We start from the raw sequence: 26,556 nt of genomic DNA on the forward strand, positions 1-26,556 counted from the left end.
TTTAAAGATCAGTCAACGAACAGCGTCTATGTTTTAAATGCTACTCATAAGCCCAATCAATAACGCTTTTCTTTCATTTGCAATTGCCACATCATGTCAAGATAAAGGAATTTTCAACCATATGATCTACTCGATTAAGAATTTTGATTTAAGTAAAATTAAAAAAATAGTAGCATTTTTCATTAAAGAGTAGCGTCGAGTTTATTGGTAGCAGTTTCACGACGTTGGGCGCTATCGCAAGGGCAATGATGATACGAAGCAAACCAATGAGAAAAATCGTTTGCGGCGCTTACTTAAAACAATTAGCGAGAGAAGCATGAGCGATAAACCAATTTATGTGACAGAGCCTTATCTTCCACCGCTTGAGGAGTTCATTCCGTATTTAGAGAAAATATGGCAAAGCAAGCGTCTTACTAATAATGGGCCGATGCACCAGCAGCTTGAAGAAGCCCTCTGCGAGTACTTGGGAGTGCCTGAAATAGCGCTTTTCAATAATGGAACTATAGCACTACTCACTGCCTTACAAGCATTGAGAATTACTGGCGAAGTCATCACAACTCCCTTCTCGTTCGTAGCAACGGCACATTCCTTGACTTGGAACGGTATTACGCCTGTTTTTGTTGACATTGATCCCAACACTTTTAACCTTGATCCTAATAAAATTGAAGCTGCCATTACCTCTCGCACTACAGCAATCATGCCTGTACATTGCTATGGGAACCCTTGCGATGTAAATGCTATCCAAGAAATTGCAGATAAATATAATCTCAAAGTTATTTATGACGCTGCGCATGCTTTCGGCGTTCGAGATGAAGGCGGCAGCATTTTAAGGCATGGTGATTTAAGCGCGATAAGTTTTCACGCTACTAAGGTATTCAATACTTTTGAAGGCGGCGCGATTATTTGTCCCGATAAAAAGACGAAGCAACATATCAATAATTTAAAAAACTTTGGTTTTGTTGATGAAGTTACTGTTGTAGCGCCCGGCATAAATGGCAAAATGAGTGAAGTAAATGCAGCGTTTGGACTACTTCAACTACAGTATATTAACAAAGCACTTGAAGAACGAAAATCAGTAGATAATTATTATAGAGATGCATTAAACTCAACACCAGGCATTAGTATATTAAAACCCTTAAACTTAGAGAAACATAATTTCTCATATTTCCCTATACTAATTGAGAGTAATTACCCATTAAGCAGAGATCAGCTTTACTTTTTACTAAAAGAAAATAACATACATGCGCGGAGATATTTCTACCCTTTGATAAGCAACACGCCCCAATACAACAGTCTATCTAAAAAGAATCACTTAAAAGTTGCAAAATCAATTTCTAGCAAAGTTATATGCCTGCCTATCTTTCCAAGTATAGAGAGAAATTCTCTATCAAAAATAGTTTCTCTTGTTCAATACCCATTAACAAAATAAAAAGGTTATTATTGGCATTTGCTCTATCGAAAGTGGTGTAGGACAGTCTATTGTAGACTTCTGCCAATTATTTATAGATCAAGTTAATTTAATAGGCCTAGACAATAACCCATTAGCGCACGGGGCATTTGACTGCGACGACGATACAATAATTCCCAGCTACTATGACAATCAATACTTAACCGAAATTAAGGTAGTCATTAAAAAGTATGGCATTGAGCTCCTTATATTTCATTATAACATATTGGATATATAAACATGAACTATGTCTACTGTACCGATTTAAAAAACTATCAGGTTCTAGGTACTTTTTTAGAGCTTCTCTACTATCTAAAAGTAACAAAAAACGAAGACCCAATACCTATGGTAATTGTCGGAACACGTGATGCTGATAAAATACCAGCATTAAAAAAGATCCTATCAAATAAACTCGACATTGAAAACGGCATCTACAAAGTCAATAATGACATAACCATCAATGACTCAATAGAAAAAAAATCAGAGTCACTTACACAAAAAATAACTAATATAAAGGAGCTTCAATTACTAGAATATAACAACATAAATATTGGCCCTGGCATTGCATCAAGCTTAATCTCAAAACATAGGTGTACAGAACCTGACCTAAAAAAATTAAGTCAAGAATTAAATTCATACACCCAACAAAGCATTCTTTTTCTTGAAAGCTTTCAAACGGCTGCTTTAGATCATATTCATATCAGCGATACTATATACATCTATAATGGTAGGCACTACAACACTTACCCGCAGTCTCTTTTCTGCGAGCAACTGGGGTGTAATATACTTTATTATGAGCGAATGAATAGTGGAAAAAATCTAACGATCCAAAAGCCACGTATTCATGATTTTTTGTTGAGAAGTAAAATTGCTAATGACTTTTGGATAAATGCTACAGATAAATCAAAAATTGACACTGGTCATTCGTTTTTTCAAAAACAAGAAAAAAATACATTCAGCAAAAATAATGATGATGAATTATTAGTTAACAAACCTTATATAGTTTACTTCCCTTCCAGTGAGGACGAATACGCTAGCTTAGATGAAAGAATATCATTATCAACTCTATTTAAAAGCCAAAGAGACGCTGTTCAGTGGCTAGCAGCTTGGGCTAGCAGTCAAGAAGCTTATCAATTAGTCATACGATTGCATCCTAACCAGAAAGAAATATGCCAAAAAGATTACTCCTTTTGGCACAATAAACTTAACGGGAAGAACGTAACTATAATTCCTAGTCACTCAAACATAAGCTCGTATAAAGTAGCATTGAAAGCTAAGAAGGTAGTTAGCTTTTTATCGACAATGGGCGTCGAAGCAACTTATATGGGTATCCCTAGTATTACGGTTGGAAATCCGATATATAAAGGATTTGATGCTGTTTATGAGCCTCAATCGCCTGAGCAATTACATATATTATTAGAAGACGAAATTTCTCCGAAAGAAAAGGAAAATACTCTTCCATTTGGATATTACAATTTTAAATATGGACAGCCTTGTAGTTTTTACAAAGAACTCTCTTTAAAAAACTTTGAAGATTACGGACAACTATTTGTAGTGCGCAAGTAAAACGCAAGCGCCACTAACTCCATCTATTCAGGCGTCACTTAGACCGGTAATGTCTCTTTCCACTGCCAGGGCAGCAGCATGTCGAGGTCATCATCGTTGAGGGTGGCAGGGTTGCGAAGACTTACTGCAAGTAGTCGTAGCGCGACAGGCCATTGGCTTTGGCGGTTTCGATCAGGCTGTAGATCGCCGCGCTGGCGTGAGCGCCGCTCGGGGTGTGGCTGAACAGCCAGTTTTTACGCCCCACCACGAACGGCCGGATAGCGTTCTCCGCCGGATTATTGTCCAGCGGGATCAGACCATCGTCCAGGAACCGTGTCAGGCGCGACCACTGGTTGTTCAGGTAGTGCAGGGCTTTACCTAGCGTATTTTGGGCAGCACCTGGGCCAGTGACTTGTCGAGCCAGGTGCGCAGTTGATCGATCAGTGGGCGGCTCTTCTGTTCGCGCAGCGCGTGACGCGCCTCGAGTTCAAGGGCCTTCGCTTGTTTTTCCACACCGTATATCCTGTAGCCACAACTCACGCCAGGACGAGGTGGTTTTGTTTTATTCACGTAAATAATTCATGAAAAAATCAGCTTTAAAAGAGCGCTGTACTGAAAATTTTAGTACTTTGACGCTAAAATAGCGCTGTCACTTTTTAAAATTGGAATACCCTTTAGAATCGGAAACGCTATACCAGTATCGATTGAATAGTAACAGTCTTTTTTATGTTCTAGTAAGTAGTCTGTACCTGGAACCGTAAAGTGGCTACCCCCTTCATATGTTGCGTAACTCGGAGGCACTTTAATTATAAAACACGCTGTTGGGTTCAGTGCGTTAGAAGAGTGAGTAATCGGAATAATATTCTCAACACTACCGCCCAAATTTTTGACGACATTTTCTACGTCTTTAATATAACCAAGCCTATCCATTCTCTCACGGCCTTCTTTAGAACAAAGCTCATAACATGGTTCAAAAAGCACACATTTATCTCTCGAAACCCTAAAAAGTTCATTAACAATTTCGCTTAACTGGCTACCGTTCGCCTCCAAAGCATGGCTGGAAGTAACAATATCAACAGACTTTGTCGGAAGAGGGATTTCGAGCATATCTGCCACTAAAGGCTTCATCTTAATTGAGGCACCATGAATATCGTTCCAAAATGAACAACCTTTATAAATCCTAGACCAACTTATCTCTAGGTTATAAACCATTTTTGGTTTTACTGAAATGCGGTCTACCATTAAAGCTATTGTCCATAACTCACCTGCGCCAACGTTTAAAATCACGCTATCTTTGTTAATATGTCGCTCAAGAATGTCTCCACCTTCGTCCGTATACATTCTTTTCTTTTCTTCATTATTGTAGAAATCTCTGATGTATGTTCCTGCCTGTAGATCATAAGCTATCTCAATTGCTAACGATCTACTATTTGGTACCGATTTTTGGACGAGATCCATTACATTCTGCCCGTTTTTATACGCGTCTCTACATTCCAAAAACAACTTATAATTCATTTTTCTTAACTCCTTCAGTAAGTGCGCCTTTCAGCATGCCAGCATGTGGAACCAAATCATTTCCACAAAAGCTTAATTTCTTTGAGCGTTAGCATATTCGTTCTTTTCGCTTCAACTATTTAGAAAGCCTCCGAATTACTAGCCCGGATATCTTACGCGGAGTAACAAAAAGTGGTTGAAGCTGCTATCGTCATAAATTCGGATAATGAATGTTTAACTTAGGTCGGTAAAGCCCGTGAGTGTATCGGCGACAGGCCACTGATGGGCTCAAACCAGAATCATAATAATATAAGGCTATGAACCTCCGATATTCGTTTAGGGAGAGGAATCGAGCGGCAAAAACCTCTTTTCTTATGTATTACAGTAACTTTAGAATCTACAGAAACAGGACTACGACCAACATTTAACCGCGAAAAGTTTCTGTTCTTGCTTTCGCCCACAAAGCAATACTTATCATTTTCCTCGTAGCCTCGAACAAAACCTGACAATACAAACTGACTCTCAAAATTATTGGTTAACACTTCTCCTTTGAAAGAGTTCAATATCCTAAGCGAGCCATCGATAAAATCAACACTGTGCGGCATAGTAAGGTTGTTCACTACTACCTTCATTTCACCAGTTTCAAGATTGACCTCTACTAAACCGCCATCATATACTCCTCTCTTCCAGTTTCCGGTAACAGAGAACATAGAAACGTATGCAAAACTGCCTACAACAATAAGGTCATTACAATGATGTTGCGCGGACGAGTATTCTGTCTTTTTATCACTAAAGGGATACTCGAATAAAGTTTCGCCCTGCGAGCTGATCCCAACAATGGAATCATTATAGCTTGAAATAAAAACCCATCCGTCTTTAAACGACCTTAACCCATGAGGTCTGGACGACTTGGGAAGTGAAATAACTGATGACACGTTATACTCAGCATCAAGCACGACAATCCCCTCACCTTGTGAGGATATCGCAATTCCATCGTTGTATCTGATCATCCCATGGATATTACCTGGATAAAGCTTTTCAATATCTGGATAATCAGAGTCACCTTCTTGTATTTTATAGACGCCGCCACCTGAATCATCGGTTGCATTCGAAGGTAAACCACTTGATATGAGGAATTCAAAACGCTCATCTTCAAGCTCTGCAATTTCTAGGCGCTCTTCTAGGTAATCCGAAACCCTAGCATCCTTACCCCAGGCAAAACCTAATCTTTCAAGTTGTGCTTTCACTTCAGAAACTGACGTGGTGCATATTACGACTTCAAACTCATCAGACCTATTGCGTAGAACCTCAGGTGACTTAATTTCAATTCCATGAAAAAACCCACCGACCAAATCAGGATTATTGTCTACAATAAATGCAGGTTTATTTTTTAGTGATTTTTCAGCTACAACACCACTACCAAAAAACACCAAACCACGGATATTTTTACGCATCTATTTAAATACCTTTGCCAAATAAGATAAATTGCTTGTTTGGAGTCCTCGCAAAGCTGCTAGATTCTTGAACCAAAGAAAAATGCTTGCTAAGAACTGCAGATCTATTACCATCCCCGGTTTTTATTAGCTTAGTAAATGATGAAAGGCGGTGTTCCACGTACCACTGGTAACCACTCTCACTAACCCCTAACCATTTAAAGAAAGGCTTGATTTCAACTGAGGCACCAGCATATTCTGACTTTAACTCTATTAACGTATTAGCATCTACGCGACCATGCCGAATTTCGCGCGCCAAGTGGTCATCAAACTTTCTATACCCAGTTCTTTTTAACTTTAGGAGATCGTGAATATTGTAATAAACTGAACTTCCAGCGCGCTCATATGGATCAAATGTCGTCGAATTAGGCTCAGGCCAAAATCCAAACTGGCATGAACTTGAATTTTGACTCAACGGGTCCCACCGAAAAAAATTACTCAAATATAAACCCTGAATATTCCGACGTGCTATTTTTTTTATAGCAGGGTATCTATAGTAATTCAGTTTGCGTGTATCAATCTGCGCACCATTACCTATCAGGGTATCAACTTCCACATTAAATAAGTCATGTTCCCTACGACTCCACCTAGACATCTCAACAGAATCAAGATGACTGAACTTACCAACTTGTTCAACACTTTGATTTTGCCCCCATATTACTAACGGTATATTCCGATCATGGGCCACATGAACTGGAAATGCAGTATGAAGATTATGAAAGGGCAAAAGAATACTATCGTACTTTCTTAGACTAGTCTTAATTAACTCTTGGTAAACATGGAAATCTGGATTAAAAAAGACGGAGTCAACGTCAAAATACGTAATTAGATTATGAAGATTATGCCATCCGATATCATTTTTAAAATAATCATTCACACCCACGACTAAAGGGGAAAGGCCTAAATCTAGCACGAGGGACAATACGTAATAATCCTCGGCGTCACCTACAACTGGAACTACACAGTCATATGACTTATTTCTCTTTGTAGAGACATCTAAAATTTCAATTAAAGCTTTACGCCTTTCCTCCCAATTTATTGAATCTTTTTCTTGATGGGTAATGCAACCGCTACAAACCCCGTTATATAACTCTAACCCAAACGGATGATTTATTGGATATAAACACTTCTTACAGGCCAGCATATTTTTTAGCCTCCAAGATTGAATATTCTTTATGAAGGACTCTATTATCTATTGAGACAGCAGCCACCCCTTCTGACTTAGCCCTCTTGATCACATCTAACCCTATCCCCCCCATTAAAATAGTTCGAGGCAATGGAAATTTAATATCTTGGAGTGCATTAAAGGAAAAAAGGTTATCGAAACCATCGGCATCAGTATCATAAACGATCAACTCATTACACAGGTTATGCAAGCTTTCAAAATCAATTTCTTCTACTCCAATAAATCTATTCTGGCTTGGTATAAACACCCTGACTTTATCGTTATTATAAGAAATTGGAATCAAACACTGTATAGCTTGATGACCAAAGAGTGTTGCCGCTTCCTCTATTAAGGAATAATTTCCTTCGAATACCGCAGAAGAGAAGACAAGCCTCTCTACAGGGAGACGACGAATTTTCTCAAGATCTTTTAAGGATCTAATTCCACCACCAAAACTTAAAGGGCTTAATGTATTACAACTCTCCAATACATCTATGTCGGCATTGTATGCTTGCGCGTCGTCTTCCGATCTCGCATATCGTAATACGGTTATTTCATCACACTCATATTCATCCAAAGAGTCTAAAATGAATTGTAGATTACCAAGCGGGCGCAGTAAATTCCAGCCATATGACTGGACTGCTACCCTATTTTTCATAATAATTGAAGCGCCGATTCTCAAACTACATCCTCCTACAAGATGTGTCGAAGGAATTCTATACCAGACTGCTGGCTTTTTTCGGGATGATACTGAACACCTATTACATTGCGACTAATAACTACCCCACTGTAATTTTTAAGCGAGTTAGATATTGGAAAACTACGTTGATCTCTATCACCGTTTACAGCAGCGTACTCATGATTGTAAAAAAATCGCCCACATAAGACCTTAGCCCTAGTTAATTTTGCCTTCCGCCAATGCTCCGATATGTCTACTTGTCGAAAATCAAAGTTTGTCTGCTCCCAACCATTGTGGGTGCCGACTCCCCTAAGACGTTCAACCTTCCCTCCGAGAATCCCAAGCGTTTGGACTCCCCCATCTTCCTCTGAATACTCAAACATTACTTGAAAACCCAAGCAAATGCCCAATAAGCGACCACCTGCACTGACATGATTCTGGACAGCGTTATCGAAACCTGTTTTTCTCAGTTTATGCATAAACTTCCCTGCTGCACCAACGCCCGGCATCACTAGTAACTCGCTATTAATATCCTCAACTCGATTAATCACGTTAACATCGCAATTAACTTTGGCAAGCCAGTTAGTGACTGAACGGGTATTACCTATCCCTAAATCTATTAAATCAGCTTTCACTATCAACCCCTACTACAAATTTAGGTTGTGGCCGTCCGATACCTGAAACGTCAAACAAGTCGACATTAACCCACTTGTTGGCAATAGTCCAAAATCTATTATTGTCGATCCCTACATAATCGCAAAAGCCATTAATGATTCGATCCGAGCATACACCATCATATTTTTTGACTATTTCGACTCCTTCTTCACGCGATAACTCTCCACCTCGTATTTTTTCGTTGACTAAATCTGTAGCTCTACCGAAGCCGAACTTATAATATTTCAACATCATATTAATGTTCGTAAACTCCTCATCCAACATTGATGCGTTAGATATATCACCAGTCTCTACCTCATCACCTGGACGCAATGTTAGGCCTTGAAGAGCAGCGTATGTAGAGTTTTGCTCGTTACTCCAATCGTCCCAAGCAGCACCTAGGTAGAATATTTTTATTTTTTTTCTTTTGAATTGTATCTCACCTGGATAAAAGTAGTGCTTTGCCTTGTAAGATTCAGTCACAAAGCTTGTGATCCAGTCATTACCGCCTTCAGTTAGTGTATTTAATTTTCGCAGATTATTTCCATCAAACTCATCTACACCTTCAACCGCCGAGTCTCCGACTTGTAGTGCTGGATTTTCGCCCCAAAAGATCATGTTTACGCCATGTTCAATGGCAAGCCGAGGTACTGTAGAAAACAGTGACATTTCGGTCGATTTACAAACGTTGCCAAACTTTTCGAATGACTCTAGGGCTAACGAAGCAGCGGTCTTGGGAGCCGGTGTAACTGCCATCAAGTCAAACCCCATAGAAATCAAATTACTTAGATTCTCTGCGCCAATATCGCTCATTTGTTTAGGAGGATAAGCTGCACACACTAGCAATGGACGTAGCCCTAAACGATCTCTCACCCAATGTGCTTGTCTCGTACTATCCTTTCCACCACTTACGCCGACGATACAATCATAAGATCCTTTAGATCTTTGTTTCTTTTTTGCTGCTGCGATTAGCTCTTCTAACTGACGTAGCTTTAATGAACTAGACCCATTGCTACTCGTAGTCGCGTATCTACACGCGATGCATATACCGCCTGAAAATTGAGCATTGGGTCGAAGATCTGTTGTTAGACATGTTTTACAGTATTTCAACGTTTAAGATTCCAAACTTTCCCAGCAGACTGGGGTGTTTTTAAAAATATCTGTTTTCAACTTCTTACCAATTAATTCTTCCATATATTTCGGCTCTATACCATATCCAGGCCTAACGCTTCTAATATCAGCGTCAGAAAGAATTGCACCTGCTTTTAAATCATTAACGAAATACAAAGAACGCCTGAACTTTACATTTCCGTGCTCACTTGATTTTCGCCCGTAGTCAACCTCACCTATTGCCTTCCAGGCCGTTTTACTGTCCCTGCAGAGCGCAGCCAGATCGGCAGGCTCCAGTGAGAAGCTATCGTCAGGGCCACCGCCGTTCCGATCCAGTGTAAAGTGTTTTTCAATCAGGGACGCTCCCATCACAATGCTAGCAATTGCAGTGGTGTTATCCAGAGTATGGTCCGACAAACCAGTGACCAACCCGAAACGCTCAATCATGTCTGCAATCGTTCTCAGGTTGTAGTCTTCTGCGGGAGCAGGATAACCGCTAACACAATGCAGAATGGCCAGCTGCTTGCAGCCACCTTCTCTTGCTGCCGTAATTGCTTCCTCTATTTCCTCAGCATTGGCCATGCCGGTGGATATGATCATGGGCTTACCGGTAGCAGCGACATAGCGAATGAGTTGCAAGTCGACCGATTCAAATGAAGCAATTTTATAGGCTGGTGCATTCAGCTCTTCCAGCAGATCCACAGCGGTGGAATCGAAGGGAGAGCTGAAAATTGGAATACCTATCTTTCTAGAGTGTTCGAAGAGAGGTTTGTGCCAATCCCAAGGAGTATGAGCCCACTCATAAAGCTCGTACAACGTTTTGCCATCCCATAGGCCGCCTTTAATCTGAAAATCTGGTAAGTCGGAATCCAGCGTAATAGTATCCGGTGTATACGTCTGAATTTTTAGAGCATCCGCACCCGCTTTTTTGGCTTCGTCAATAATTCGAAAAGCTGTTTCGATATTGCCATTATGATTGGCTGACATCTCGGCGATGATGTAAGGGGGCTGATCAGAACCGATCTTCCTTCCGGCTATCACTACATTATTCATCATTCAGCTTCTCCAAAACGATCTTGTATTTTTGCCCATGTATCTCACACCAAGCAGGGTAGCGATCCGGGTCGCACATCCTTAGCAGATCAAACTGTTCTGAGATTGATTTCTCAGGATTGATTTCACTGTCTTCTGGGCCCCGGCGACGATAATAGCTAGGCTCTGCAATGCCACTTTGAGGTTTCGGATTAATTTTGCTTAATGGCTCAATGGCTTCTGACATTAACTCAATCTCAGCCTCGAAGAGCGAGTGATTTACTTCATACCAGAGAGCGGTTTTCTCGATCGGGATGATCCGCTTGCGCCAGATTCGACCGGTATCTACTTGATCTTCGGCTTCCAAGAGGCTTAGGGTAATTTCTTTGGCACCATGTACTATTTCCCAGACATGGGGACTCCAACCACGGCCTTGTGGTAGATCGCTGGCGTGTAGAACAAGTATGTGTCGGTATCTAGCCCGATGCTCCTGCTTGATAATGTCTGAACAGGAAACCAAAAATAGAAAATCCCCACCTCTCAGTTCTGACCGGGAGCGAGCAAGCTCAATCTGATGTACTCCTTCGTGCTGCTGCACCCAACGCTTCAAGTAAACGTTAACAGGGTGGGCGACGTCGCTGCATAAGATGGTGATCTTCATACGTTGTCCCCAGGGCACAGAGTGCTTACTACGCGTAGACATCCTTTTCCATCGCAGACTTTCTCAGCATTATCCGACATATGCATCAGTATTGAATGCTGAGCATTCAGTTTTTGGATTACACTTCTAACCCGTCCGTCAACGCCACTTATAGATGACTTTTCAGCACAGCCCGCTTTCTCAAGCGCAGCTGCAATCAACCTTTGGTTGTTTGCCAGTACAACCACTATTGACGGCAAGCCCAGGCAACATCGCTCCCAAGAGGTGCTACCAGCCCCGCCAATTGAAAAATCAGCGGCACACATCCGCGCGGCGATATCATTGACACTTACACTCACCGTTGACTGAAAAGGAAGCTCCAAAGCCTGTTTTTTTACATATTCAAGATGAGGAGCAGACCTGCCCATCACAATGTCCAACTCGGTCTCTGTTGGAAGAGTGCTGTTTGAAAGGACTTCTAGCACCTCGCCCGTAACATTGGTGCGGTCAACGCCGCCCAAAGAGATCAGGATTCGCTTGAACTCCGGTGCGCGCCTGCGTTCAAGGCTGGTCGGCCTCAGCTCTGCAAATTCTGGACGAAGTAGCGCAAACTGCGGACCGATCAGTTTGGTACAGGTCGAAGGGATCAGCGCTTCGTAATCTGCAGATTCGCGCCCCAGATTTTGATCCAATAACACCGCACACTCATGCTCCCGGTCAGCCAAGTCATCAATCACCATAATCTGGCCAACGGCTTCGGCCAGTTGGCACTCCCATTGGCTGTCGAGTGCGTAATGGTCGGCAATCAGCCAGTCAATGTTGTTCCGGGCGAGCACTTCAAGCGTTTGCTTAGCATCGGTTTCCCATGGAACGCCCAGCCAACCGGAATGTGCAAGCGTCGGTTCATCTTTTGCTAACGTTTCTAATTGGGCTGGAGACTGCAGCAGATGAAGATCAAAACCCTTTTCAGTAATCAAACCTGCCAGATGGCCTTCATGGTTTCTACAAATAAACAGGCACTGATGGCCCTGCCGACGCAGCTCTTCAGCCAGAGTTAGGCAACGCATCACATGGCCGGTGCCGATTTGGATTGAGGCATCGGCGCGGAAGGCAACCTTCATTGAGTCTCCGTTTCTGCCTGCATTGCTTTAAAAAGCCACTCAGCACGGATCCAGTCTTCAGGGGTATCGATATCCTGTACGCGGTGGCGTGGTAGTTTTACCGGCAACGAGTCTTCGCCAAAGATCGGCTTTTCTTCCAACCAGGCATCAGCTGTCCCCCAGTAAAACTGACCCGCATCGTGCCAGGCTTCTTCCAGGTCTTGGGATCGCGTCTGGAAATGCTCTGGGTTAAACATAGCAACCCGGCCATTCTCAGTGATCCGAATAGCCCGCTGAATCGGAAAAGCGTAACTGGTTACCGAAAATACAAAGCTCGCACCGCTTTGTTGAATTAGTTTCCAGCCACACAGGAGGGCTTCTGAGGTGACGAAAGGTGCCGTGGCGTAGACGCAACAGGCATAGTCAACCTTCACTTCATGATTACTGAGCCACTGAACTGCATGGCGAATTACCGGAAGTGTGCCCGTATAGTCATCAGCCAGATCGCTTGGGCGAAGAAATGGAACTTCTGCACCCCATTGTTCGGCTACGTCGGCGATTTCAGGATCGTCTGTGGACACAATAATTTTGTCAAAACAACCGCTGGCTTTTGCAGCTTCAATTGACCAGGCAATCATCGGTTTGCCACAGAATTTTGTAACATTTTTGCGAGGGATACGTTTGCTGCCGCCACGAGCGGGGATGATCGCAACTCGGCTCATAAATAGCTTCCAACTTTCAAAGCTGTTTTCAGCACCTGCACCACGGCATCCTGCTGCTCATCCGTCAGCCCCTGGAACATCGGTAAACTGATCGCTTCCCGATAATACTGCATCGCTTTCGGGAAGGCTTCTGGTTTAAAACCCATGTCTTGGTAATAGGGCTGGGTATGTACAGGGATATAGTGCAGATTCACTCCTATGCCTTGCTCTCTCAAAGACTCAAACACTTGTCGGTGAGTTTTGTTGATTGCACCCAGTTGCAGGCGAATCACATATAAGTGCAAGCCGGTATAACTGTCAGGGTGCTGCCAGGGCGTCATTACGGGCAGATCTTTTAAGAGTTTATCGTAACGTTTGGCCAGCTCATGACGACGGGATATAAAAGCATCCAGCCTATCCATCTGACTGATGCCCAACGCAGCCTGCAGCTCGGTCATGCGATAGTTATAACCCAGCTCCACCTGCTGGTAATACCAGGGGCCATCCGGCTCATGCGTCATGAGGTTCTGATCACGGGTAATGCCGTGGCTGCGCAATAAGTTCATGCGGCTAGCCAGTTTCTCATCATTGGTCAGCGCCATGCCGCCTTCAGCGGTGGTAATAATCTTTACCGGGTGGAAGCTGAAGACAGTAATGTCACTGTAGCGCCCACTACCTATAAATTCGCCCTTATACTTGCCGCCAATGCCGTGGGAAGCATCTTCAACGATACGGAAACCAAAGCGCTGGCCCAGATTATAGAGCGCTTCCATATCGCATGGCTGGCCACACAAATGAACGGCCATCAACACTTTCGGTAGGCGGTTATTCCGCTTGGCTTCTTGCAACTTGGCTTCAAGAGCCTTTGGACATAGGTTGTAGGTTTTCGGGTCGATATCCACGAAATCGATCCGGGCACCGCAATACAATCCACAATTGGCAGAAGCCACGAAGGTAATGGGCGTCGTCCACAACCAATCACCCGATCCCAATCCCAGCGCTTTGCAGGCAATGTGTAAGGCTGAAGTCGCGCTGTTTACAGCAAGCGCGTGTTTGGCACCCACATGTTCAGCCACTTTCTGCTCGAAAGCAGGCACTTTCGGGCCTTGTGTCAGGAAGTCTGACGTCAATACCTTAACTACAGCATCAATATCAGATTGAGTGATATCCTGTTTGCCATATGGAATCATGATCAAATCTTGCCGATTTTGTTATAATGGTTATCAATCCAGGTTTTTAGCTCGTCGTCGGTCATCCATTCGGTGTTGTTATCGCTTGAGTAAACAAAACCTTCAGACACTTTTTTGCCATCCTTGATACGTTCTACGGAGTTACCCCAGTTATTAATACTCGGCAATATCTTGAAGTGCTCCGCGTACTCGTAGGTAAAGTGGGAGTCTTCTGAACCAATCATTTGTTCGTGCAGTTTTTCGCCAGGACGAATGCCGACTATTTCTTGCTTGGCCTCTGGTGCAATAACCCGCGCCAAATCTGTGACCTTCATTGACGGAATTTTCTTTACATAAATCTCGCCACCCACCATGTCTTCAAAGGCATGCCATACCAGTTGCACGCCCTGCTCCAGACTAATCATAAAGCGAGTCATGCGTGGATCGGTAATAGGCAGTACACCCTTATCCTTAATCGACATAAAGAACGGTATTACGGAACCGCGTGAGCCCATCACATTGCCATACCTAACCACGGAAAATTTGGTTTCATGACCACCAGCGTAGGAGTTACCCGCTACAAAAACTTTATCAGACGCTAGTTTGGTAGCACCGTACAAATTAATGGGGCTACTGGCTTTATCAGTGGACAACGCAACAACCCCTTTGACCCCTTTGTCGATACACGCATCGATCACGTTCATGGCACCGTTGATATTTGTTTTGATGCACTCAAAGGGATTGTACTCGGCAGTGGGTACAATTTTGGTTGCGGCAGCATGTACTACGTAATCGACGCCATCCAAAGCTCGATACACACGCTCCCGATCACGTACATCGCCAATAAAAAATCTTAGACGATCATCGCCTTGAAACAACCTGGCCATCTCCCACTGTTTCATCTCGTCACGAGAGAAGATGATGACCCGGCGAGGGTTGTAGCGATCGAGCAGCATAGGAACAAAGGTGTGACCAAAGGAGCCGGTTCCGCCGGTAATCAAAACTGATTTATCGTTAAACATATGCACCTTTTTCAAATGCGTAGAAAACCATTGAACCACTATCTAGTAAATCTGTTTTTTTGGCATGGCGTGCAAATGTTTTTTTAATTCTTTCACAAACAAACTTATCTTCTTCAGCCGTAGTTACAACGACAGACGATGATATTCTTACTATTTCTCGTGCAAGCTTTTCAGAGTTCTCGGAAAACCCCGAAAAATTGCTTATAATTGTGGTTTTATAATGCTTATTCGGAGCATTAAATTCAGCACCATCTATGTCTACTATGAAGGTGTTTTTATCACCATTCGCGCTTTTAACTGCGTTATTACTACCTCTAAAAAGAAGATTACCGAGCGTAGCAAACTCTAGGATATCGCAAGGTTTCTCCACACCTATATCATTGAGCTTTTTTAAAAAATCACCAGCCATTTTTTTATTTTTTATATAATTGACACCGGCGGTAGCTTTAGCACTCTTATAATAAAAATCAGCAACTTTTCTTCTACCTTCACGCTCGTGAAAAGCACCTATCCAGTTCAGGGAATTACTTAACATAAGCGATTTATCCAGCTCGCTTTTACTCGACCATATCGACTGCCCATGAAGCCTATAGGCAGCTGGTTTGATGTTGGCCAAATATTTCCCTTTACCAGACAATCCGAGCCTAGTAATTGTCAAATTATCTCCATTTCCTATTCTAGAACCTTCAGGAATAGCATTTGCATATTGGACTTCTTTTCTAAAAAATCTTGTCAATGTTAGTAGAAAACAGTTATTCAACAAAAGGTCTTTCTCAGAAAAATCTCTTTTCTCTTTATCGGGAAGCTTAGACCAACTAACAACCTCTTTATCCTTAAAAACAAACGCATTATGATAGCAGACCGAATAGTCTGGATTATTCTCCATAAAATCATACTGTTGCTGAAGTTGACTTTCATCAACCCAGTAGTCATCTCCCTCACACATAGCAATATATTTGCCGCGCACCATTTCTTTCAATTTATTTGAAATATTTTTATTTTGAGACCTTAAGTTAGTCTCGTTAAAAACTGGAAATATTAAACTAGGGTATTCGTTTGCATACTTACTGACAATCTTCTGGGTATCGTCAGTTGACGCGTCATCAATTACAATCACTTCAAACGGAAAATTAGTTTTTTGCGACACAAAACCTTTCAGAGCATCCTCAATATAAGGGCCATGATTATAGGTAGGGCACAAAACCGTCACTACCGGTTCGCCTTTGACATGCTCACTTTGAGGGATCAGTGGCCCTGCTGGTGGTGGCACCTGTGATTTTAGCTCTGGCGCTTTAGGCAAAAGCTCCTGCGCTTCAAGAAACTCTAGCGCCTTTTCCTTGCTAACGTCAGCCATCAGATCAAACGCCACATCATGCGCAGCAAACACTGCACTCAGAATAAACGCCAGTTTTGTCTTGTTTTCATCACTCAGAGCCGCCATGCGCTCATAGGAGGGAAGAAATAGCACATCGGCGCTTTCCTGCTCAGTAGCGCAAGGTGCGCGGGCGTTTAGCTCATCTGGCAAATGGCTATAGTGGCTAATGTTATGGAAGCGGTAGAAACGAAAGTCATTACGGCTGGCCCAGTGCTGTAGTTCAGCAAAGCTAGGCTGTTTTTCATGAGTGAGCTGGAAAGGCACTCGCACCTGAATCAGCAGTGTGTCGATCAGTGCCTTTTTTCCATTTTCCAGCACGGCCATAGCGTCGCTTAGTTCATCTAGAATTAGCCAATCGAGATTTCCCAAGCCTTCAATGCTATCTATGGCTATCGAGCTAATCGGCAATTCCGCTAAAGGCTTGGCGCCCAATTGATGACGTTTGGGTAGTTTGTCTGCCGGTAGCGGTGTCAGCGTACTGGTCATTTCGGGGGCTACACAGGCATGCAGCGTGGCCGCTGTTCCATCGCCTAGCAGGGCGTGCTGGAATAACTGAATATACTCACTGCCATCATATTGCTTGGCATCTTTTACTTCACTGGCAGGGTCAAATGCGACAATACCGAAGGCTTTCGTAGCTGCCATCTGTTCGGCAAGGCCACTTTTAATTAAGCTGGCACGATTGTCGAGCACCATCACTTTGCCTTTGAACTGCCAAGTAAAATCATTCGCCAAGCAGAGATGTTGCGACTGCGACTCTTCACCAGGTTTGGCGTTCGTTCCAGTGCCAACCAACTGTTGAAACGAGTTATCGACTTTAAACGTTGGCTTGGTTGCTCGACTGGCTAACCGTTGACGGTGGCGTTTCTTCTGAGTAATAGCGAAATCTTTGTTGCCAGCACGTAGCCCTACTAGAGGCGTTAAAGCGCTAATCAGCCTATCAGTAGCGCGGTCAAGTTGGTGCCTCTCTTTGCCTACCTGCCAGGCACGATCGACATAGTCCTGATAAAGGTCTTCGTCATCGAAAAAGCTGATGACTGCATCCGTTAAAGGTTGTAGCTCTTCGTCACTGAGAAGATGTTGGTAGGGTTCTTCATAACAAGCATCCGGAAAATCAAAGGCGATACCCGCGTCACCGATCATTTCGGGCATACCACCACGGTTAGTAATCAGTGCTGGAATCCCGTTAAGCATAGCTTCAGCCAGCATACGCCCAGAGCTTTCCCACCATAGGCTAGGTGCAACGACCATACGGGCTCGGCTGTAGGGGCCACGCATATCGCTGGTGTTTGGTGTCACAATGACATTGCTTAAAGAACTACGCTGTCCGCCCACTCGGCGTGTAGTCTCCCGCAATACAGCTGGCCAGTCGGCCCGGGCTTCTACCACTTCAAGCACAATATCAGGTCTTTCACGCTCCAGCTTTTCCGCCAACTGTACAAAGATGCTGGCACCCTTTTGCCAACTAGGGTTAACAAACAGCAGCCGTTTTCGCTCATGGTGTTCGGCGATAAAATTCTCTGGGGAGATGAATTTGCCCACCGGCTTTGCGGCATAACCCACTGTTTTTCGGTACATATCTGCAGTGGCCTGGCTATCGGTGAGGATCAAATCGATATCACGGCACCAGTTTGATGCTTTATAGTTGCCATTGGCTAGATAGAAGGCTACAGGAATACCTCGATCCCGCGCTTCCGCGGCAATTAACATATCCAAGGTTTGGCCGCCGTAGAACCAAACAACATCAGGCTTAAATGAATCCAGCATATAAAGATACTGGCTATACCAAAGCCCCTCTTCATGTGCTGTAAAATGGTTGCGGTTGTGACTATAGCTAACCACCAATTGATGGTTCAGCGGGCCATCGTTTGCCTCTACTAATTGATGCAACTGGGCATTCAGGTCTGGGAACTGCTCCCTGAGCCGCCCCATTCCCTTGGGATTATCAAAAATAGTTGCCCCCAGCACCTGAATCTCATAGCCACGCGCCGCAAGCTGCAACAACATTTGGCGAACGGTCATGCTCGCACCGCTGGAGGTGTCCAATAAGCAGGAAGGATTAGCCCAAAGCAGGCGAGGTTTGCGTTTTTGAGTAGCAGGGGCAGAGGAGGTCTTGACCATGAAGCGGCTCACAGAGAAAAATGGCAATTTATGCAGTTTACCCTGCTAGCGCAGTCAGCAAAGGCACGAATGCGCCCGTATTTGAGTATGTGTTCTCACGATCAGCGCCACGCTGAGGTTGAAGTAAGCCACATATTGAGATTTTACGTATAAAGAGCTTTCGACTACTAACTCTAAATAAGGCGCCAGAAGCGCAGCAAAGCCGAGATTATCAGGTTCACACGCAAAAACGGGGCCTATCGGCCCCGTCGTTACTTTCTTTTGACCATTACTGGCTAAAAGATTAGCCCAACAGAGACAGTACAGACTGCGGCGTTTGGTTAGCCTGTGCCAGCATAGAAGTACCAGCCTGCTGAAGAATGTTAGCGCGTGTCATGTTCGAAACTTCCACTGCATAATCGGCATCTTCTATCCGCGAACGGGCTTCAGATAGGTTAGTGGAGGTAGTCGCCAAGTTATCGATTACCGAGTCAAAACGGTTAAGCGTCGCACCTAGTGTTGCACGACTGGTATCTAGTGTTGCGGTTGCAGCATCAACAGCGTCAATCAGGCCTTTGAATTCACCGTTAACAACACCTGCAGCCCCACCGGACGTAATTGCAAACTCACCAGCAGTAACTGCCGCAGAACCTGAGTTTAAGCCCAGACCTTCAACAGTGGCGTCAAGCCGATTAACGGTGATGACGTCTTCAGCCTCGGTATTGGAGCCAACCTGAATATTAAGAACCGCGCCAGCACCACTTGCAACGTTCAGCAGGTTTGTACCGTTAAAGTTGTTGCTGCCCGCTACACGATCAATTTCAGCTAAACGCTCATTGATCTCAGTAACAATGGCATCACGATCTGCTTGGGCGTTGGTGTCGTTGGCACCCTGTACCGCTAGCTCACGAATACGCTGCAGGTTGTCGTTTACTTGGTCAAGGCCGCCTTCCATGGTCTGTACCAGGGAGATACCGTCGCTAGCGTTACGGCTAGCTTGATCCATGCCGCGAATCTGAGCGGTCATTTTGTTGGCAATGGCTTGACCAGCGGCGTCGTCGGAAGCGCTGTTAATGCGCAGGCCTGAAGACAGACGCTCTTGCGCTTTGGCCAGCATAGACTGAGAGTTGGACAGGTTGTTCTGGCCGATCAGGGCGGTAATGTTAGTGTTGATTACAGACATGTGAGTGCTCCTCGAAATTTAACTGGCCTTATGGCCTGCTTAGCGGCGCTTGCGTCGCCGTTATTATAATTAACGGCAGCCCCGCCGACTTCTTTAGAAAAAATTGCTGTTTTTTGTGTAATTTACTGTAACTCTTCCAACTAACATCTCAACTACAGGCACAACTGATTGCTTAATTGCTTTTCTGCATGCTACCCAGCATGTCGAACTGCTGAGCGAGGTAGCTGCTCATTGAGTTCATTTGGGCGATCAAGCCATCCAGTTGCCCAAACTGCTTGCGGTAACGCTCTGTGCTGCGCTCGATACTAGCCTCCATGCGCAGCTTGCGCTCATCAAGGCTTTCAACTCGCTGCTGGGCGCTAGTCACAGAGCTTTGAATAATACCGTTTTCTGCAGTGATGCCTTCAAGCGTGGCGTTTAATCGTCCTGCAAAACCACCTTCTTCATTCTCACCCGCAAAAAAAGCAGACAGCCCTTCAGGGTTATTCGTTACCGCATCAGCTAATTTATCTTCATCGACTTTCAGCCGCCCCTTCTCATCAATGGCAATACCCAGTTGAGAAAGGCGTGAAATATCGCCTGTTCCGAGGTTGTCTGTGATATCCCGGCGTAGGCGGTCTTCAATGGTGCGCACGGTGCGGTCGCCCACTAGCTCGCCTGATGTTTCGCCTTCTCCGTTGTAGGCCGTCATTCTGCCAACGGTGGATTTCATTTCATTGTAGTTTTTAACGAACTCGTCAATGGCTCCTCTCAGCGATTCTTCATCACGCTTGATGACCAGCGTAACGGGGTTACCTGAAACTGCCGTGAGGTCAAGCGTTACGCCTTGAATCGCCTCTTCAACCCGGTTGGTTTTACTGGTGATGGCGATACCATTCACGTTCAGTTTTGCATCCTGGCCCGCTCGAAGTGTAGCTGCATCCACGGTTAATGAAGCCAGGCCTGAGAAACCAATGAGTGATGCCTCTTCGCCCGTCTCTTTTGAGCTCAACGCTAAGCGATACCCCGTGCCATCATTAACGATAGAAGCGGTTACACCTGACTCTTTATCCGCATTGATTTGGTCACGAACATCTGCAAGCGTACTGCCTGCTGAAATATTAACGTCGTAACTTGTTTGTGTACCACCAGCACCAAATTCAAGCGTAAGCGTCGCATCAGCTGCTGTTAGCTCTTGGTCTAGCGCTACGCTGTTGGAAGCAGCGCTACCTGCGCGGGCCAGTTGAGTAACGGTGACTTCATAGCGACCCGCATTAGCGGTTTCACCTGCGGTCGCCAACACACCATCGCCCGTCACGGTGCTTTTTTGCTGCTTAAACGTAGAGGCCTCATTCAATGCAGCAATTGAGGTTTGCACCCTATCCATCGCTGACTCAAGGCGCCCATAAGCAGAAATCTTGGTTTGCTGAGCACTTTTCTGTTGTAAGATGGGTACAAGCTTTTGTTTTTCGGCGGCTTTTAGCTGTTCAACCAAACCATTCAGATCCAGTCCAGAACCTACACCGAGTGCTGTAATCGATGCCATGTGGCTCATTCCTTATAAGAAGTAGAGAGAAGTATCTGAATATTTTATCGGCCGCGGAGAAACAAACTTTAGAGGTAGCGCCTCTTTTTAGCTTTTTTTAAGGCATTGCAAAGAAAAATGCCCGACACATAGTGCCAGGCATTTGGTAAGCCATTCATTTAGCTAACTTATCTACTTAACTCTGGTTTTGCTGCCCTAGCACTGCGAACTGCTGGGTCAAATAGGCGCTGGTTTGGTTCATTTGCGCGACCATACTGTCCATTGCTTGGAACTGCGTACGATAACGCTCAACGGTTTGCTCAATTCGGCTTTCCGTTGTCGCATAACGCTCTTTTAACGAATCAACACGCCCTTCAGATGAGCTAACAGCGCTTTCCAGGCGCCCACCCGTACCTACTATATTCTCAAGAGCCGACGCTATTTGCCCTGCCATGCCACCCTCTGCGCTATTGCCTGCAAAAAAGCTAGCGAGCTGATCAGGTTGATTGGCCACAATACTGTCTAATCGATTCTCATCAATCTCCAGTTTGCCGTCTACTTGAAGCGAAATACCTATATCCGATAAGACGCTAAAGCCATCGCCGCCAACAACACCGCTAATTGTTTGACGCAGTTCTCTTTCAACCGCGCGAGTAGCTGCATCAGCATTCAGCCCCGCCGCTTGGCCCGTCTCTTCGTCAAAGGCTGTCAAGCTAGTAATGGTATCTTTGAGCGTATTGAAGTCATCAACAAAAGCGGTGACTTGCTCGCGGATAGCTTCGCTATCCTGCTCTACACTTACCGTGCTCGTCGCGCCAGCCTCAGCAAGATTCAAGGTAACACCTTGAATAGCGCCTTCCACTTGATTGGTAGGACTAACGATATCTATTCCATTGACGTTAAACGCCGCATCCTGGCCTGCCTGAACTACCTGTACATCAGCAGTGGTAACGTCACCAGCAAGGATGTTTGAAAAATTGGTGCTTTCAATACTGGCGTCCGCACCGGTATCGGTGGCATTAACAGAAAGCCGATAACCTTCGCCATCATTGATAATAGAAGCGCTTAAGCGACCATCGCTCTGTTGATTAATGGCATCGCGCATGTCTTCAAGCGTGCTGCCATCTGCAATGGTAATGGGATCCATGGCTCCCTCAGCAAGAGTAAAGGTTAATGACTGCTCCCCAGTCACTATGCTTTCATCTGCTGTTTCCAGACGCTCCGTCACCAGACTGCTGGCCGTTGCTAAACGTTCAACCTGCACTTCGTACTGACCTGGCTGGGCCTCATTGCTGCTGACAGCACCAACGGCGCTGCCTTCGACATTGGTTGTTAGGCTCTCGAATGTCGACCCATCATTGAGGGCCTCTGCAGAGCTTTGAAACTGCTCAAGCGCATTTTGCAACTTACCATAAGCAGATATTTTGGTATCTTCAGACTGAATCTGCTTCGCAATGGGCTCAAGCTTTGCTTGTTCTGCCGTTTTTAATTGCTCCAGCAAGCCATTCAGATCCAAACCAGAGCCAATACCTAGTGATGTAATAGCAGCCATAGAACCAATACCTTTTTTGAATACATGTTGCTACGCTTACTGTCTTCAATTAGCGTTCCTTCATAAAGCGATACGTAGCACTGTTTTAATACATTTACCTTAATATAGCGGCTGGGTGAACTATAACTTGAATATTTGGTTATTTTTTTCGTATTAAGACGTAATACCAAGTAACCGTTCGTAATACCCATATAAATATTTAGAAAAAACGACGGTAATAAATCTACCTAAAGATTGCCCTTTCGCCCCACACCTATGTAACGCAAACCCACCTCTTCAACAGCGCTGGGTGTGTACAAATTACGCCCATCGATGACGACTTTTTCAGCCAACTGGTCGGCTAGCCAGGCGAAATCGACACTGCGGAACTCTTTCCACTCGGTGCAAATCACCAGCGCATCGGCACCTTTTACCGCTTGGATACGATCACCGGTCAGCATTAAGTCATTCCGATCGCCATAGATGCGGCGGCATTCCGCCATGGCTTCGGGGTCGAAGGCTTGCACCTTAGCACCCGCTTGCCAAAGCGCTTCCATCAACGTCCGGCTTGGGGCTTCACGCATATCGTCGGTGTTGGGTTTAAAGGCCAGGCCCCACACGGCAATGGTCTTGCCACTTAGATTGCCTAGGTTATCTTGCAGTTTTGTGAACAGCGTTTGTTTTTGGCGTAAATTAACTGCCTCAACGGCGCTGAGCAGCTCTGGGGTATAGCCTAACTGGCGCGCGGCGCGCTCTAGTGCCTGAACGTCTTTGGGAAAACAGGAGCCACCGTAGCCACAGCCAGGGTAGATAAAGTGGTAGCCGATGCGTGGGTCGCTGCCAATCCCGCGGCGCACGTCCTCTACGTCCACTTCAAGCCGTTCAGCAAGATTGGCGATCTCGTTCATAAAGCTGATTTTGGTGGCGAGCATGGCATTGGCGGCGTATTTGGTCAGTTCGGCGGCCCGCACGCTCATAAACATCAGTTTTTCGTGGTTGCGGTTGTAGGGGGCGTAGCACTCTTGCATATGCACTTTCACGCGTTCGCTTTCAGTGCCGACGATAATCCGCGCGCCGCGGGTAAAGTCTTCAATCGCGGCGCCTTCTTTCATAAACTCTGGATTCGAACAGACGTCAAACTCGAATGAGGCGCCGCGCTGTTTGAGTGCATCGCTGATAACGGCGTGGACTTTTTCGGCGGTGCCCACCGGCACGGTAGATTTATCAATCACCAGCTTGTAGCTATCCATATGCTGACCAATCGTGCGCGCCACTTCTAGCACATAGCGAAGGTCGGCACTGCCATCTTCATCGGGCGGCGTTCCCACGGCGATAAACAGCAGCTCGCCCTCCGCTACCGCTTGGGCGGCATCGGTGGTAAAGCGTAACCGGCCCGCCGCTACATTATGGGCAACAATGGTGCTTAGCCCTGGCTCAAAAATCGGCACTTCTCCGCCATTAAGCTGTTCAATCCGCTCAGCGTTAACATCCATACAGGTGACTTGATGGCCGACATCGGCTAAACAAGCGCCTGCGACAAGGCCGACATAACCGGTTCCGAATACACTGATATGCATAACTTAGTAACTCACAAAAATGCGTGATTAACTCACAAAAATACTTGATAGCGAGCGTAGCACATTGGCTTAACGTTGATGAGCTTGATAGTGGGAGATTTACTCTGAATGATAGACCTTGGTCTAACATCGACCTTGGTTTATAATGCGCTGCAACAAGCCCGATTTGGTGCTGACCGCAGGAGAACATGCTATGACTCCGGGACTTATGACTTCAGAACTAACGAAAGAGCCCTCATCACAAGCAGCGAATGGGCTATCAACGGCCGCGAACGTTCAGCGCAGCCTTCGCCAATGTTTATCAATTGCCGCTGAGCTGCTCTACGATAACGGCCATGTGCTTGAAACCATTACCTTGCCCCAGCGCGGTTTAGCCCGCCGTGAATTGCTCACACTGAGTGCAGCATCACCGACCTGGGCAACCTGCCAGAAGGTAATGGAAGCCAGTGAAGCCGCCACCTTCAATGAGTATGGCCGCTTTGTGTTGACTCGTCTTGGCCGCGAAATAATGTTTGATATGTTCGGCCAGGGGGCTGCTGACTGCGCCTAATATCTCCAGTTGCCAAGCATTGCTATTCAAAAGAGCCAGTCAAAACAGCTGATCAAAGCAAGCTCATAAAAAAACCGCCCGCAAGCAAGCGCTTCGGGCGGTTTTTCTTGGCGTTTTTTTGAAGCCAGTGCCTAGATGTTAGCGCAGGCCGAGCATCGAAAGAATGAACAGCACAACCACGATAAGACCGATAATGTAGATAATATTACGCATAGGGCGCTCCTTGCTTATTGCGTTTTAGGGAAATCAAAGGCTTGCTTGCCTTATGAATCAACACTCCCATCCTAGCAGGCTTTTTCAGTTTTTGCGTAATGTCGTGGCAATTCTCTGTTAGCACGTGGCGATACTTGTGTTGGGGAACCTCTGCTACTTCTAAGCCTCGAACCCTTGCCACTTACCTTGAGGTGTTACGATGCGCGCTACGGCTTTGCTTGTTTCGTTTGCTGTTATTTCGTTGTTACCCACCGCCTATGCCGCAGCGAATGAACCTTCTGCAAATGCACTCCAGACGCTTGACCAGCAAACTCGCCAACTAAACCGCGTACACAGCGTGGTAGTGGCCTACGATGGTGAGATTATCCACGAGCTGCACCAGGGTGGGCCGGGGGTGGCATCACCTGCGAACATTAAATCGCTGTCTAAAACCGTGCTGGCTGCCGTTACCGGCGCGGCGATTGAAGCGAGGATTGTCGAGTCTGCTGAGCAGCCCATGGTGGAGCTATTTGGCGATCACCTGCCGAGCGGCACCGACCCGCGCGTTAATGACATTACCCTGGCGCATCTACTTGCCTTACAGGCTGGGCTAGAGCGCACATCTGGCGGCAATTACGGCGGCTGGGTGGCCAGCGCCAACTGGGTGAACGATGCTATTACGCGGCCTTTTGTGGATGAACCCGGCGGTCGAATGCTCTACTCCACCGGCACCAGCCACCTGCTTTCTGCTGCGCTCACCTACGCCAGCGGCGAGACGACACACGCACTTGCCCAGCGCTTATTAGGAGATCCGCTCAATATCACTATTCGACCTTGGTTGCGCGACCCGCAAGGCATCTATTTTGGCGGCAATGATATGCAGCTTTCACCTCGAGCGCTGATTGAAGTGGGCGAGCTGTATCGTAATGACGGCATCGTATTTGATGAAGCAGGCAGTGGAGAGCGGGTTCTGCCGGAAGGTTGGGTGGAAAAATCATGGCAACCGCGTGGCACATCGCGCTGGACGGGTGATGGATACGGCTACGGGTGGTTTATTACTCAACTAGCAGGGGAAGATGCTTACTACGGGCGCGGCTACGGCGGCCAGGCACTGTTCGTTATTCCCGAGCGAGAGATGACCGTGGTGATCACCTCAGACCCGAACCCACCCTCGCCTGGCGGGCAGTTCCAGCAGCAATTGAATAGGCTAGTGGAAGGTTTGTTAGCTGAAGATGGTGAGTTGTGAGTTGTGAGTTGTGAGTTGTGAGTTGTGAGTTGTGAGTTGTGAGTTGT

At 45.6% G+C, this 26,556-nt stretch carries 21 protein-coding genes and 1 pseudogene; 4 read left to right on the top strand and 18 right to left on the bottom strand.

Annotated elements, in window-relative coordinates:
• Window positions 1–316: 316 nt before the first annotated feature.
• The gene (locus tag J7J49_RS18760) at window positions 317–1,429 is read left to right on the top strand and encodes a DegT/DnrJ/EryC1/StrS family aminotransferase (RefSeq protein ID WP_215094811.1); all 1,113 of its coding nucleotides are present in this window, start codon (window positions 317–319) and stop codon (window positions 1,427–1,429) included.
• A gap of 258 nt (window positions 1,430–1,687) precedes the next feature.
• A complete protein-coding gene (locus J7J49_RS18765) occupies window positions 1,688–3,013 on the top strand; it encodes a capsular polysaccharide export protein, LipB/KpsS family (protein ID WP_215094813.1) in 1,326 nt (441 codons plus the stop codon).
• A gap of 38 nt (window positions 3,014–3,051) precedes the next feature.
• Here the strand turns inward: J7J49_RS18765 and J7J49_RS18770 are convergent.
• The 18 genes and pseudogenes from J7J49_RS18770 to J7J49_RS18855 all read right to left on the bottom strand — a co-directional run.
• Window positions 3,052–3,517: pseudogene (locus J7J49_RS18770) on the bottom strand (IS66 family transposase); the annotation flags it as partial.
• A gap of 96 nt (window positions 3,518–3,613) precedes the next feature.
• Entirely contained in the window at window positions 3,614–4,507 is an 894-nt protein-coding gene (locus tag J7J49_RS18775; RefSeq protein ID WP_215094815.1) for a methyltransferase domain-containing protein, read from the bottom strand.
• 278 nt (window positions 4,508–4,785) lie between these two features.
• Window positions 4,786–5,940: a DUF4915 domain-containing protein gene (locus J7J49_RS18780; RefSeq protein WP_215094818.1), complete on the bottom strand. Its 1,155-nt coding sequence runs from the start codon at window positions 5,938–5,940 to the stop codon at window positions 4,786–4,788.
• Window positions 5,941–5,944: 4 nt separating this feature from the next.
• Window positions 5,945–7,123, bottom strand: coding sequence for an N-acetyl sugar amidotransferase (locus tag J7J49_RS18785; RefSeq protein ID WP_215094820.1), 1,179 nt, complete (start codon window positions 7,121–7,123; stop codon window positions 5,945–5,947).
• Window positions 7,110–7,826 (bottom strand): HisA/HisF-related TIM barrel protein, encoded by a 717-nt coding sequence (locus tag J7J49_RS18790; protein WP_215094822.1) that lies wholly within the window; start codon window positions 7,824–7,826, stop codon window positions 7,110–7,112. Before J7J49_RS18790 ends, J7J49_RS18785 begins: the two co-directional genes overlap by 14 nt.
• A gap of 11 nt (window positions 7,827–7,837) precedes the next feature.
• Window positions 7,838–8,458, bottom strand: coding sequence for an imidazole glycerol phosphate synthase subunit HisH (gene hisH, locus J7J49_RS18795; RefSeq protein ID WP_215094824.1), 621 nt, complete (start codon window positions 8,456–8,458; stop codon window positions 7,838–7,840).
• Window positions 8,448–9,587 carry an N-acetyl sugar amidotransferase gene (locus J7J49_RS18800; protein ID WP_215094825.1) on the bottom strand — a complete coding sequence of 380 codons (1,140 nt, stop codon included), beginning with the start codon at window positions 9,585–9,587 and terminating at the stop codon, window positions 8,448–8,450. The genes hisH and J7J49_RS18800 overlap by 11 nt, the downstream gene beginning before the upstream one ends.
• 3 nt (window positions 9,588–9,590) lie before the next feature.
• Window positions 9,591–10,643 (bottom strand): pseudaminic acid synthase, encoded by a 1,053-nt coding sequence (gene pseI, locus J7J49_RS18805; protein WP_251048402.1) that lies wholly within the window; start codon window positions 10,641–10,643, stop codon window positions 9,591–9,593.
• Window positions 10,633–11,280: a formyltransferase family protein gene (locus J7J49_RS18810; RefSeq protein ID WP_215094827.1), complete on the bottom strand. Its 648-nt coding sequence runs from the start codon at window positions 11,278–11,280 to the stop codon at window positions 10,633–10,635. The genes pseI and J7J49_RS18810 overlap by 11 nt, the downstream gene beginning before the upstream one ends.
• The gene (gene pseG / locus J7J49_RS18815; protein ID WP_215094829.1) at window positions 11,277–12,380 is read right to left on the bottom strand and encodes a UDP-2,4-diacetamido-2,4,6-trideoxy-beta-L-altropyranose hydrolase; all 1,104 of its coding nucleotides are present in this window, start codon (window positions 12,378–12,380) and stop codon (window positions 11,277–11,279) included. The genes J7J49_RS18810 and pseG overlap by 4 nt, the downstream gene beginning before the upstream one ends.
• A complete protein-coding gene (gene pseF, locus J7J49_RS18820; protein WP_215094831.1) occupies window positions 12,377–13,081 on the bottom strand; it encodes a pseudaminic acid cytidylyltransferase in 705 nt (234 codons plus the stop codon). Before pseF ends, pseG begins: the two co-directional genes overlap by 4 nt.
• Window positions 13,078–14,250 (bottom strand): UDP-4-amino-4,6-dideoxy-N-acetyl-beta-L-altrosamine transaminase, encoded by a 1,173-nt coding sequence (pseC, locus tag J7J49_RS18825; RefSeq protein WP_215094833.1) that lies wholly within the window; start codon window positions 14,248–14,250, stop codon window positions 13,078–13,080. The genes pseF and pseC overlap by 4 nt, the downstream gene beginning before the upstream one ends.
• A 2-nt stretch (window positions 14,251–14,252) precedes the next feature.
• A complete protein-coding gene (pseB, locus tag J7J49_RS18830) occupies window positions 14,253–15,251 on the bottom strand; it encodes a UDP-N-acetylglucosamine 4,6-dehydratase (inverting) (RefSeq protein WP_215094835.1) in 999 nt (332 codons plus the stop codon).
• Window positions 15,244–18,648, bottom strand: coding sequence for a glycosyltransferase (locus J7J49_RS18835; RefSeq protein ID WP_215094837.1), 3,405 nt, complete (start codon window positions 18,646–18,648; stop codon window positions 15,244–15,246). The genes pseB and J7J49_RS18835 overlap by 8 nt, the downstream gene beginning before the upstream one ends.
• Window positions 18,649–19,030: 382 nt before the next feature.
• Window positions 19,031–19,909: a flagellin N-terminal helical domain-containing protein gene (locus tag J7J49_RS18840; protein WP_215094839.1), complete on the bottom strand. Its 879-nt coding sequence runs from the start codon at window positions 19,907–19,909 to the stop codon at window positions 19,031–19,033.
• A gap of 172 nt (window positions 19,910–20,081) precedes the next feature.
• Window positions 20,082–21,434, bottom strand: coding sequence for a flagellar filament capping protein FliD (gene fliD, locus J7J49_RS18845; protein ID WP_215094841.1), 1,353 nt, complete (start codon window positions 21,432–21,434; stop codon window positions 20,082–20,084).
• Between the two features lie 175 nt (window positions 21,435–21,609).
• The gene (gene fliD, locus J7J49_RS18850) at window positions 21,610–22,965 is read right to left on the bottom strand and encodes a flagellar filament capping protein FliD (RefSeq protein WP_215094843.1); all 1,356 of its coding nucleotides are present in this window, start codon (window positions 22,963–22,965) and stop codon (window positions 21,610–21,612) included.
• 227 nt (window positions 22,966–23,192) lie between these two features.
• Window positions 23,193–24,521: a UDP-glucose dehydrogenase family protein gene (locus J7J49_RS18855; RefSeq protein ID WP_215094845.1), complete on the bottom strand. Its 1,329-nt coding sequence runs from the start codon at window positions 24,519–24,521 to the stop codon at window positions 23,193–23,195.
• 208 nt (window positions 24,522–24,729) lie between these two features.
• On the opposite strand from J7J49_RS18855, the gene J7J49_RS18860 reads away from it, so the two are divergent.
• Together J7J49_RS18860 and J7J49_RS18865 are read left to right on the top strand one after the other, a co-directional pair.
• On the top strand, window positions 24,730–25,071 hold the full coding sequence (locus J7J49_RS18860; protein WP_215094946.1) for a hypothetical protein: 342 nt from the start codon (window positions 24,730–24,732) through the stop codon (window positions 25,069–25,071).
• 412 nt (window positions 25,072–25,483) lie between these two features.
• Window positions 25,484–26,509 carry a serine hydrolase domain-containing protein gene (locus tag J7J49_RS18865; RefSeq protein ID WP_215094847.1) on the top strand — a complete coding sequence of 342 codons (1,026 nt, stop codon included), beginning with the start codon at window positions 25,484–25,486 and terminating at the stop codon, window positions 26,507–26,509.
• Window positions 26,510–26,556 lie beyond the last annotated feature (47 nt).

It is taken from the genome of Halomonas sp. ISL-56, assembly GCF_018612805.1.
Taxonomy (GTDB): domain Bacteria; phylum Pseudomonadota; class Gammaproteobacteria; order Pseudomonadales; family Halomonadaceae; genus Vreelandella.

Coding starts and splice junctions, on each gene's coding strand:
- fliD (WP_215094843.1), bottom strand. CDS start 22,965: ATGGCTGCTATTACATCACTAGGTATTGGCTCTGGTTTGGATCTGAAT.
- J7J49_RS18855 (WP_215094845.1), bottom strand. CDS start 24,521: ATGCATATCAGTGTATTCGGAACCGGTTATGTCGGCCTTGTCGCAGGC.
- J7J49_RS18835 (WP_215094837.1), bottom strand. CDS start 18,648: ATGACCGTTCGCCAAATGTTGTTGCAGCTTGCGGCGCGTGGCTATGAG.
- J7J49_RS18840 (WP_215094839.1), bottom strand. CDS start 19,909: ATGTCTGTAATCAACACTAACATTACCGCCCTGATCGGCCAGAACAAC.
- J7J49_RS18775 (WP_215094815.1), bottom strand. CDS start 4,507: ATGAATTATAAGTTGTTTTTGGAATGTAGAGACGCGTATAAAAACGGG.
- J7J49_RS18785 (WP_215094820.1), bottom strand. CDS start 7,123: ATGCTGGCCTGTAAGAAGTGTTTATATCCAATAAATCATCCGTTTGGG.
- J7J49_RS18780 (WP_215094818.1), bottom strand. CDS start 5,940: ATGCGTAAAAATATCCGTGGTTTGGTGTTTTTTGGTAGTGGTGTTGTA.
- fliD (WP_215094841.1), bottom strand. CDS start 21,434: ATGGCATCGATTACAGCACTCGGTGTAGGTTCTGGACTGGATCTGAAT.
- pseF (WP_215094831.1), bottom strand. CDS start 13,081: ATGAGCCGAGTTGCGATCATCCCCGCTCGTGGCGGCAGCAAACGTATC.
- pseB (WP_215094835.1), bottom strand. CDS start 15,251: ATGTTTAACGATAAATCAGTTTTGATTACCGGCGGAACCGGCTCCTTT.
- J7J49_RS18865 (WP_215094847.1), top strand. CDS start 25,484: ATGCGCGCTACGGCTTTGCTTGTTTCGTTTGCTGTTATTTCGTTGTTA.
- pseC (WP_215094833.1), bottom strand. CDS start 14,250: ATGATTCCATATGGCAAACAGGATATCACTCAATCTGATATTGATGCT.
- pseI (WP_251048402.1), bottom strand. CDS start 10,643: ATGATGAATAATGTAGTGATAGCCGGAAGGAAGATCGGTTCTGATCAG.
- pseG (WP_215094829.1), bottom strand. CDS start 12,380: ATGAAGGTTGCCTTCCGCGCCGATGCCTCAATCCAAATCGGCACCGGC.
- J7J49_RS18760 (WP_215094811.1), top strand. CDS start 317: ATGAGCGATAAACCAATTTATGTGACAGAGCCTTATCTTCCACCGCTT.
- J7J49_RS18810 (WP_215094827.1), bottom strand. CDS start 11,280: ATGAAGATCACCATCTTATGCAGCGACGTCGCCCACCCTGTTAACGTT.
- J7J49_RS18765 (WP_215094813.1), top strand. CDS start 1,688: ATGAACTATGTCTACTGTACCGATTTAAAAAACTATCAGGTTCTAGGT.
- J7J49_RS18860 (WP_215094946.1), top strand. CDS start 24,730: ATGACTTCAGAACTAACGAAAGAGCCCTCATCACAAGCAGCGAATGGG.